7 protein-coding genes are annotated in these 9744 nt (G+C 72.2%); 1 reads left to right on the top strand and 6 read right to left on the bottom strand.

Annotated elements, in window-relative coordinates; all coding sequences use genetic code 11:
- The 6 genes from H5J33_RS13525 to H5J33_RS13500 form a co-directional block, all read right to left on the bottom strand.
- Positions 1-215: glycoside hydrolase N-terminal domain-containing protein (locus tag H5J33_RS13525; RefSeq protein WP_181795153.1), on the bottom strand; the 215-nt coding region annotated here is incomplete at its 3' end.
- Positions 212-2182: a beta-galactosidase gene (locus H5J33_RS13520; RefSeq protein ID WP_181795152.1), complete on the bottom strand. Its 1971-nt coding sequence runs from the start codon at positions 2180-2182 to the stop codon at positions 212-214. The genes H5J33_RS13520 and H5J33_RS13525, both read right to left, overlap by 4 nt.
- Positions 2179-4362 carry a sialidase family protein gene (locus H5J33_RS13515; RefSeq protein WP_181795151.1) on the bottom strand — a complete coding sequence of 728 codons (2184 nt, stop codon included), beginning with the start codon at positions 4360-4362 and terminating at the stop codon, positions 2179-2181. Before H5J33_RS13515 ends, H5J33_RS13520 begins: the two co-directional genes overlap by 4 nt.
- A 146-nt stretch (positions 4363-4508) precedes the next feature.
- The gene (locus H5J33_RS13510; protein WP_181795150.1) at positions 4509-5456 is read right to left on the bottom strand and encodes a carbohydrate ABC transporter permease; all 948 of its coding nucleotides are present in this window, start codon (positions 5454-5456) and stop codon (positions 4509-4511) included.
- Entirely contained in the window at positions 5453-6466 is a 1014-nt protein-coding gene (locus tag H5J33_RS13505; RefSeq protein WP_399552821.1) for an ABC transporter permease, read from the bottom strand. The genes H5J33_RS13510 and H5J33_RS13505 overlap by 4 nt, the downstream gene beginning before the upstream one ends.
- The gene (locus H5J33_RS13500; protein ID WP_181795149.1) at positions 6463-8148 is read right to left on the bottom strand and encodes an extracellular solute-binding protein; all 1686 of its coding nucleotides are present in this window, start codon (positions 8146-8148) and stop codon (positions 6463-6465) included. Before H5J33_RS13500 ends, H5J33_RS13505 begins: the two co-directional genes overlap by 4 nt.
- A gap of 336 nt (positions 8149-8484) precedes the next feature.
- Between H5J33_RS13500 and H5J33_RS13495 the strand changes: the two genes are divergently transcribed.
- The coding region (locus tag H5J33_RS13495) for a glycoside hydrolase family 3 protein (protein ID WP_181795148.1) at positions 8485-9744 on the top strand (1260 nt) is incomplete at its 3' end.

Here is a 9744-nt window from a genome sequence, read left to right as displayed (position 1 = left end):
TCCTGGATCCCGGGCAGGGCGGCGGCCAGCCGGGGCGGCCGGGCGTGTTCGGCGCCGTTGGGCCGGACGAGGGTGTGCTGGGTGACGATGACCCGCTCGTCGTCCGGGTCACCGTACACGAGGGCGCCGTGGTGGCCGTTGCCGCTCAGGAAGGCGTCCTCCCAGCGGGCGGCCGGGGCCGGTTCCCAGGTGCCGTGGACCGGCGTGGCGCTCATGACCGCAGCACCGCCACGCCGTAGCGGCCGAGGGTGAGCGTGTCCGTGACCTCCGCGCCGCCGAGCAGGTCACGGTGGGTGCCGGGGACCGCGACGGTGACCGGCTCCCGCCCGTGGTTCAGCAGGAACAGCAGGTCGCCCCGGCGCACCGCCTCCACCGCGTCCGGCAGCCCGTCCAGCACCGGCCGGACCCCGGCCCCGGCGGCGATGTGGGCCAGCAGCGAGCGCAGCGCGTCCGGTTCGGGGAGCGTGGACAGGTACCAGGCGCGGTCCCGGCGCAGTACGGCGGGCAGCCCGTCCAGCTCGCCGCCCCGGTAGGGCACGGTCTCGGCGGCCCCGGGCTCCGGCTCGATCTCCTCCGACCACAGCGTGCCGCGGAAGCCCTCGCACGCGACGGTCTCCCCCGCCTCCAGCGGCCACCACTCGTGCAGGGTGCGGATGCCGAACAGCTCGCGCAGCCGGGCGTCCATGCCGCCGGGACGGATCCGGTCGTCCTCGTCGACGACGCCGGAGAGGAAGCCGCAGACGAGGGTGCCGCCCCCGCCGGCGTACGCGAGGAGGTTGGCGAGGGCGGAGTCGGTCAGGAGGTACGGCTGCGGGGCGACGACGAGCCGGTAGCCGGACAGGTCGTCCTCCGGGTGGGCGAAGTCGGCGGTGAGGTGGGCCTCCCACAGCGCGCGGTGCCAGGCGGTGAGCACCTCGGGGTAGTCGACCAGCGTCGACGGGCGCCCCTCGTGGTCGCCGGCCCACCAGGAGTGCCAGTCGTGGAGGATGGCCACGTCGGCGGTGATCCGGGTGCCGGACACCTGGTCCGCGACCCGGGCGAGGTCGGCGCCGAGCTGCCTGACCTCCTGGAACGCGCGCCCCTCGGGCCCCGCGTGGCCGACCATCCCGGAGTGGAACTTCTCGGCGCCCTGCCGGGACTGGCGCCACTGGAAGTAGCAGACGGCGTCGGCGCCGCGGGCGACGGACTGGAAGGACCACAGCCGGTTCAGTCCGCGCGGCTTGGGGTGGTTCACCCCGCGCCAGTTGACCGGCCCGGCCGCCTGTTCCATCAGCATCCACGGCCCGCGCGCCTGCGACCGGGTGAGGTCCTGCACCAGCGCGCCGCGCTGGGCGCCGAGCGGGTCGCGCGGGTCGGGGTACAGGTCGACGGAGACCACGTCCTCCTCGCGGGCCCACCGCCAGCCGTCCTGCCCGGTCCACAGCGGCATGAAGTTGGTGGTCACCGGCAGGTGCGGGGTGTGCCGGCGGACGATGTCCCGTTCGGCGGCGTAGCACTCCAGGAGCATGTCGGAGGTGAACCGCCGGAAGTCCAGCACCTGGGCGGGGTTCTTCATGTAGTGCGGGCGGCGCGGCGGCAGGATGCCGTCCCAGGTGTCGTAGCCCTGGCTCCAGAAGGCCGTCCCCCAGGCCGAGTTGAGGGCGTCCAGGGTGCCGTACTTCTCGCGCAGCCAGCGGCGGAAGGCGGCGGCTGCCTCGTCGCCGTGGTCGAAGGTGCAGTACTCGTTGTTGATGTGCCACATGGTCAGCGCCGGGTGGCCGGCGTACCGGGCGGCCAGGTCCTCGGTGATGGCGGCGGCGTACCGGCGGTAGGTGGCGCTGGAGTGCGAGAAGTGCTGCCGCCCGCCCCACCACTCGGTCCGGCCGTCGGCGTCCCGGGGCAGGGTGTCCGGGTGCAGCCGGCCCATCCAGGGCGGCGGGGAGGCGGTGGGCGTGGCGAGGACGACACCGACGCCGTGCTCGTGCAGCAGGTCCATCAGCCGGTCCAGCCAGCCGAACTCCCGCGCGCCGGGCTCCGGTTCGAGCCGGGACCAGGAGAAGACGCCGAGCGTGACGGAGTTGACCCCGGCCTCCCCCATCAGCCGGACGTCCTCCTGCCAGGTCTCCTCCGGCCACTGCTCGGGGTTGTAGTCGCCGCCGAAGAGGATGCGGCCCCGGGTGACGTCGGCGAGGGACGGGCTCATGCGGGCTCCCCGTACTGGATGCCCCGCCCGTTGGTGCCGAGGTAGACCCGGCCGTACCGGCGGGGGTCGCCGGTGACGGTCTGCCCGGTCCAGCCCCACTGGTGGGCGTCGTCGTTGATGCGGACCCAGGTGCGGCCGCCGTCGTCGGAGCGCAGGACGGCCACGCCGGAGCCGGTGAGCGCGCCCACGTGGTAGACGGCCGGGTAGCGGGCGCCGGGGGCGGCCTTGCCGAACCCGACGGTGTACGAGGCCCGTACCCCGTCGGCCTTGGTGAAGCTCGCGCCCGCGTCGGTGGACCGGTACAGCCCGTTCTCCTTCGCGCTCACCCACAGGTCACCCGCCCGTCCCGGGGCCACGGCGAGCTGGAACCGGCTGTCGCCCGAGGGCAGTCGAGTGGACCGGGCGGCGAAGGTGCGGCCGTGGTCGGTGCTGCCGTACAGGGTCCCGGTGTCGGTGTCGTAGGCGTGGAAGACGGCCGGGTCGACGGGGTCGGCGACCGGGGTGGCGCCCTTGGGGAAGGACGGAACCTCCTGCCAGGTGCGTCCGCCGTCCGCCGAGCGGTGGGCGCGGTACTCGGTCCCGTCCTGCGCGCAGCTCCACAGCAGCACGCTGCCGTCGGCGCTGACGGCGATGGGGCCGGGGGCGTCCTCGGCGAGGGCGGGCTGGGCCGGGAAGGGCGACCAGGTGCGTCCGCCGTCGGTGGAGAAGGCGCCGTTGCCGTGGTCGCCCCAGCCGGTGCGCACGACGTACGACGGTTTCGCCGCGGCCAGCGCCAGGCCGGTCGCCGTGCCGAAGACGGGGTTCGTGGCCATGCCGTGGGTCGGGGAGGCGGTCAGCCGCTCGTGGTACAGCACGCCGATGTCCCCGTTGGCGCTGATCAGGTGGGCCGGACCGGCGGGCGGCGAGACCAGCTGCCGGACCGAGGTCTCCTCCAGGCCGCGGACCCGGGGCGTCCAGTGGACGAGGTCGCGGGTGCCGTAGACGGTGGCGCCGGTGCCGTAGAGGATGTGCGCGCTGTCGTACGGGTCCACGGCCACGGTCTGGATCCACCAGCCGAACTTGGGCGTCCCGGCGCCCCACTCGAGATAGGGGGTCTCGGAGACGTCGAGGACGGCGGTGTCCTTCAGGGAGACCCAGCTGCGGCCGCCGTCGGTGCTGCGGTACAGCGTGTCGACCGCCGACCAGCGGTTGTTGGTGGACACCACGACCGTGCCCGGACGGACGGCGGCCACCGCGACCCCGCCGTACCCGAAGGTGTCGGCGCCGCCCGGGACGGCCGGGGTGACATCGCTCCAGGCGCCGGTGACCGTGTCCAGCTTGTGCACGCTGCCGGTGCTCTGCCCGTTCGGGCCGGGGGCGTCGGCGTACGTGACGTACAGCGCGTGGGCGCGGGGGTCGTGGGCGGCGCGTACCGGCACCCTGGCGGAGGCGCCGGCCGGCTGGCCCGGGACGGGTTCCCAGCCGGTGCCGTCGGTGGTGCGGTACAGGTTCGGACGCGCGCTCGTGCCGTCGCCGTCGCCCCAGCCGGCGTAGAGGGTACGGCCGGCGGCGACGAGCAGGGTGACGCCTTGGCCGGTGCCGCTCGGGGCGGGCGGGAACCCGCTCTGCCGCTCCCAGCTCGCGCCCCGGTCGGTGGACTTGAGCAGCCCGTCATGGCGGGTGCCCAGCCACAGGGTGTCGCTGTCGCGGGGGTCCACGAGGAGCCGTTCGCCGGTACCCCGGCCGTCCTCGTTGCCGCCGAGCCGCACGGGGAGGTCACCGCGGTGCCAGGTGCGGCCGCGGTCCTCCGAGCGCAGCAGGGCCCCGTTGCCGGCCCACGGCTGGGTGTACGTGCCGAGCGCCAGGTACAGCCGGCCGGGGTGGGCCGGGTCGACCGCCAGGGCCTCCACGCCGAACAGGTTCCAGTCGTCCCAGCCGAGGTGGTCGGTCAGGGGTGTCCAGCGGTCGGTGTCCCGGTCCCAGCGGTAGGCGCCGCCGATGTCGGTGCGGGCGTAGGCCAGGCCCGGGGTGGTGGGGTGGAAGAGGAGACCGGTCACGAATCCGGTGCCGCCGACGACCGCGGTGCGCCAGCGGTACGGGTGCCGCTCGGGCTCGGGCTCGGCCGCGTGCGCGTGGGCGGGCAGGGTGGCGAGTGCGGCGGCTGCCGCGGTTCCGGCGAGGACGGTTCTGCGGGTGGGCATGGGGCACCTCGGGTGGGGGTCTGGGTGGGGTGGTGCGGTACGGGGGCGGGGCGGGCCCGGTAGGGGGCGCGGGGAACCGCGCGATCAGTCACGACGGACCCGCGGTCGCCGACGGGCCGCACCGCCCTCTTCGGAGCGCGCCCCGGCTACCCCTTCACCGCACCCGTCAGCATCCCCTTGCGGAAATGCTTCTGGACGAACGGCGAGAGGACGGCCACCGGCAGCAGGGCCAGGACCATCACGGCCATCTGGACGGCCAGCGGCGACAGCTGCCCGGTGTTGATCTGGGCCGCCAGTCCCACCGGCCGTTCCTGCTTCTGCACCAGCTGGATCATCACGTTCTGCAGCGGCATCATCTTCTGGTCGGTCAGATAGATCGACGCGTTGAACCACGCGCTCCAGTACCCGACCGCGTAGAACAGTGTGATCACCGCGAGCACGGCCCGGGACAGCGGCAGCACGATCCGCCACAGGATCCGCCACTCCCCCGCCCCGTCGATCCGCGCGCTGTCGACGAGTTCGGGCGAGATGCCCATGAAGAACCCGCGCAGCACGAGGATGTTGAACACGCTCACTGCGCTCGGCAGGATCAGCGCCAGGTAGGTGTCGGTGAGGCCGAGCGCCTGCACCAGCAGGTACGTCGGGATCAGCCCGGCGCCGAAGAACATCGTGGCGAGCAGCGTCATCAGGATCCAGCGGTGGCCCAGCGAGTCCCGGCGGGACAGGCCGTAGGCGCACAGCACCGACACCGTCATGCTGAACAGCGTGCCGACGACGGTCACCCCGATGCTGACGAGCGCGGCCCGCTGCACCTGGCCGCCGCCGAGCAGCTCCTGGTAGGCGACGAACGTGATGCCCTTGGGGATCACCACGAGCCCGCCGGTGTCGTCGATGACCTTCTTCGGGGACAGGCTGGTGACGATCACGATCCACAGCGGGAAGAGCACGGCGAAGCACGCGATGCCCAGGACCAGCCCCTTGGCGGCGAGTCCGGCCCTCGCCGGCTCCTCCTCCCAGACCGGCCGGGGCGGCGCGGCCCACCGGCTCCGCCCGCGCACGCCCTCCGGTACCGGCCGGTCGGCCACGGCGCTCATTTCTTGTACACCCCCTGCTCGCCCATCAGATGGGCCGCCTTGTTCGCCACGAGGACGAGGGTCAGTCCGACGACGCCCTTGATCAGGCCGGCCGCCGCGGCGTAGCTGAAGTCCTGGTTGCGGATGCCGTTCCACCACACGTAGGTGTCGAGCACCTCGGAGGCGTCCGGGCCGACCGCCTGCCGCTGGAGCAGGAACTGCTCGAAGCCGACGGAGAGGGCGTCGCCGACGCGCAGCACGAGCAGCAGGGCGATCACCGGTCGCAGCGCGGGCAGCGTGATGTGCCACATGCGGCGCCAGCGCCCGGCGCCGTCCATCGCGGCGGCTTCGTACAGGTCGTGGGGGACGGCGGCGAGGGCCGCGAGGAAGACGATGATGCCCCAGCCGGCGTCCTTCCAGACCATCTGGGCGGTCACCAGGTACTTGAAGACCGACGGGTCGGTCATGATGTCGAAGCCCGGGTGCCCGTGTTCGCGCAGGGTCTGCGCGAGGACGCCGGCGCCGCCGAAGATCTGCTGGAAGACGGTGACGACCAGCACCCAGGAGAAGAAGTGCGGCAGGTACATGACCGCCTGGGCGACGGCGCGGACCCGGGGCCGGATCACGCTGTTGATGAGCAGGGCCAGCGCGATCGGGATCGGGAAGAATAGCACCAGCTGGAGCAGGAACAGGACGAGCGTGTTCTGGACGGCGTGCCGGAACTCGGCGTCCCCGAAGACCCGCTGGAACTGCTCCAGGCCGACCCAGGGGCTCTGGAAGACGGCGATGAAGCCGTTGTCGCTGAGGTAGGGGTCGTAGTCCTGGAAGGCGACGACGTTGCCGAGGATCGGGACGTAGTTGAAAACCAGGAGCAGCAGCACCACGGGCAGGGTCATCAGGATCAGGGCGCGGTCGCGCCGGAACCTGGTGCGCAGGCCTGCCTTCCGGGCGCGCTCGCGGCGTCCGGCGGTGTCGCCGGCCACCGGTTTCCGCTTCGTCCCGGCGCTGCTGCGGGGCACGGTGCTGGTCACTGCGCCGAACCGGTGGTGTCGAGCAGCTTGCGGTACCAGTCGCGCAGGTCGTCGCCGCCCCGCTTCTTCCAGTCGGAGACCGCCTGCTGCACGTCGCCGATCTTCTTGCGGCCGCGGACGACGTCGTCCTCCAGCTGCTCGAAGTCGTCGGCGAGGTTGGACCAGCGGCCGGGTTCGGTGATCGTCAGGCCGTAGAAGGAGGACTTCTTGGTGAAGGCGCCCATGCGCTGCTGCCACTCGATCATGCCCCGGGTGACGTCGGGGAAGTCGGGGTGGGCGACGTAGGCGGCGGGCTTGCCGGTGTAGTCGAAGGCGCCGAGGACCTCGTTGACGCCCTTGGTGGTCTTGGTGGGCACGCCCCTCTTGTCCAGGGTGAAGTCGGTGCCCTCGACGCCGTACTCCGCGAGCAGGCGCTCCTTCGTGCCGTAGGGGGCGGCGCAGAAGTTGGCGATGGCGAGGAAGTCCTTGATCTTCCGCTCCGACGCTTTCCGGTTGACGAACGTGAAGATGTTGCAGGGCTGACCCGCCCACAGCAGGGGGTCGCCGCCGTCGTGGGTGAAGATGTCCATCGCGGCCATCCGGAAGTCCGGGTTCTGGGCGTGCTGTTCGGAGATCTTGCCGAACCAGTCGGACAGGTCGTTGTTGTAGACGAGGAGCTTGCCGGCGGTGAAGCGGGTGCCGGCCGGGTTGGTGGTCTTGCCGGCCTTGTCGTCGGGGTGGACCACACCGGCGGCGAACAGCTTGCGGGCCCACTCCAGGGCTTCGAGGTACTCCTCGGTCTCGATCCGGTTGATCAGCTTGCCGTCCTGGAGGTTCCACCACAGCGCCTTGTCGCCGCCGTTGAGGACCCCGAAGGCGTTGAACGCGGTCCACTTCATGTCGGAGCAGGCCCACACCCCGCCCTTGGCGTCGGTGGCCTCCTTCGCCCAGGCGAGGAACTCGTCGGTGCTCCGGGGGAGTTGCCAGCCGTGTTTGTCGAAGACGTCCTTGCGGTAGAAGGGCGCGATGTTGGGGACGTAGGAGCCGGGCAGCGGGATCGCGCGCAGCTGACCGCCGAAGATGCAGCGCTGCCAGGCGTCGGTGGGGACGGCGGCGAGGTTGGGGTAGTCCTTGACCTTGTCGCCGGACAGGTAGGGGCCGAGGTCGGCGAACTTGGCGTTGACGGCGTTGGGGATCTTGCCGTTCAGGTTCCAGCCGGGGACGACCACGACGTCCGGGATGTCGCTGGAGGCGAGGATCGCGCCGAGCTTCTCGTCATAGGTGTTGCCGTCCTGGTTCTGCCACCTGGTCCGGACGCCGATGGCCTCGTTCATGGCCGTGTAGTACGGGTTGCCGTTGTCCGGCGGGGTGCCCCACAGCGGTGCCATGATCGTCAGCTCGCCGCCGCTGCCGAGCTTCCTCGGCACGGAGGTCTTGAGCCGGTCGAGGGCGACGGCCTTGGTGAAGCCGACGGCGGAGCCGTTCTTCGCGGGGATGTCGGGGGCGACGACGCTCGATGCCACGTACGCGGGGAGGATCTTCCGGGCCGCCTTGCCGGAGGTGGTGCCTTCCTTGCGGCCGTCCTGGCCGCCGCCGCAGGCGGTGAGCAACGGGAGTCCGCCGCCCACCGCCGCGGCGGCGACCGCTGTGGAGGCGAGGAAGCTTCTCCTGCTGGGGGCGGAGGAGGCGGCGTTCGGCGTCATTGCGTCAACCCTTCATGGCGCACCGGGACGCCCGGCGGCGGGCCGTCGGTCGCGGTGTCTTCAGTGGATCGGCTGAGCGGAAGCGCTGGGTGCGATGGGCAGCAGTCGAAGCGCTTCGATGTTGCTGCGAGGTTAAGTGAACACCTGGGGGCGCACAAGGGTCGATCCCAAGTTTCCTCCGATGCCCGAGGGGCCTTCGGTCCCTCGACTCTCTTCGCCGACCCGGAGAGATGTCGGCGCCGTTTCGGACCGGCACCTTGACACCCCGGCTTCCGCGCATTGAGCATCGAAGCGCTTCGAAAGCGTCAGCCGCTCCATGCGCAAGGGGAACCACTCGTGACCGTTGACTCGCCGCCCACACCGCCTTTCCGCGATCCGCGTCTGCCGTTCCCGAAGCGCGTCGACGACCTGCTGGCACGGCTCACCCTGGACGAGAAGATCTCCTTCCTGCACCAGTTCGTGCCCGCCGTGGAGCGCCTCGGCATCGCCGCCTGGCGCACCGGCCAGGAGGCCCTGCACGGGGTGGCGTGGATGGGCCCGGCGACCGTGTTCCCGCAGGCCGTCGGCCTCGGCGCGACCTGGAACCCGGAGCTGGTCCGGCGGATCGGCGAGGCCGTCGGCAAGGAGGCCCGCGCGATGCGCGCCCGGGACGACCGCGTCGGCCTGAACGTCTGGTCCCCCACGGTCAACCTGCTGCGCCACCCGCTGTGGGGCCGCAACGAGGAGGGCTACGCGGAGGACCCCCGTCTGACCAGCGCCATCGCCACGGCGTACACCCGGGGCCTGCGCGGCGACCACCCCCTTTACTGGCGTACCGCGCCCGTGCTCAAGCACTGGCTGGCGCACAACAACGAGACGGACCGGGCCACTTCGTCGGCCTCCGTGCGCCCGCGGGTGCTGCACGAGTACGACCTGCGCGCCTTCCGGGAGACGGTGCGGGCGGGCGCGGTGGCCGGGGTGATGCCGGCCTACAACCTGGTCAACGGCCGCCCCAACCACGTCTCCCCCTACCTGCGCGAGCACCTGCGCACCTGGACCGACGAGGAGCTGCTGGTCTGCTCGGACGCGGGCGCGCCGTCCAACCTGGTCGACGCCGAGCACTACTTCGACACCCACGAGGAGGCCACCGCGGCGGCCCTGCTGGCCGGCGTGGACAGCTTCACCGACCACGGCACGGACGGTTCGGCGATCACCGCGCGGGTCGAGGGGGCTCTGGAGCAGGGGCTGTTGACCGAGGCGGACGTCGACGCCGCCGTGCGCCGCCAGCTCTCCGTCCGGTTCCGGCTCGGCGAGTTCGACCCGGACCGGGATCCGCACGCGGCCACCGGCGCGTTCGACACCCCGGAGCACCGCGCGCTCGCCCAGGAGGCCGCCGAGCAGGCGATCGTGCTGCTGAAGAACGACGGCGACCTGCTGCCGCTGGCCCCGGACGCCCGGATCGCGGTCGTCGGCCCGCTCGCCGACGAGTGCAAGCTCGACTGGTACAGCGGCAGTCTCCTGCACCGCTCCACCCCGCTGGAGGGCCTGTACGAGCGGTTCGGGGCCGAGCGGGTGCAGTTCACGGAGGGCGTGGACCGCATCCGGCTGCGGACGGCG

Source organism: Streptomyces sp. WELS2, assembly GCF_013870595.1.
In the GTDB taxonomy this organism is placed as follows: Bacteria; Actinomycetota; Actinomycetes; order Streptomycetales; family Streptomycetaceae; genus Streptomyces.
Note: the sequence above shows the minus strand (reverse complement) of the source record. Positions and strands in the feature narration are given on the sequence as shown.

Coding starts and splice junctions, on each gene's coding strand:
- H5J33_RS13515 (WP_181795151.1), bottom strand. CDS start 4,362: ATGCCCACCCGCAGAACCGTCCTCGCCGGAACCGCGGCAGCCGCCGCA.
- H5J33_RS13520 (WP_181795152.1), bottom strand. CDS start 2,182: ATGAGCCCGTCCCTCGCCGACGTCACCCGGGGCCGCATCCTCTTCGGC.
- H5J33_RS13500 (WP_181795149.1), bottom strand. CDS start 8,148: ATGACGCCGAACGCCGCCTCCTCCGCCCCCAGCAGGAGAAGCTTCCTC.
- H5J33_RS13510 (WP_181795150.1), bottom strand. CDS start 5,456: ATGAGCGCCGTGGCCGACCGGCCGGTACCGGAGGGCGTGCGCGGGCGG.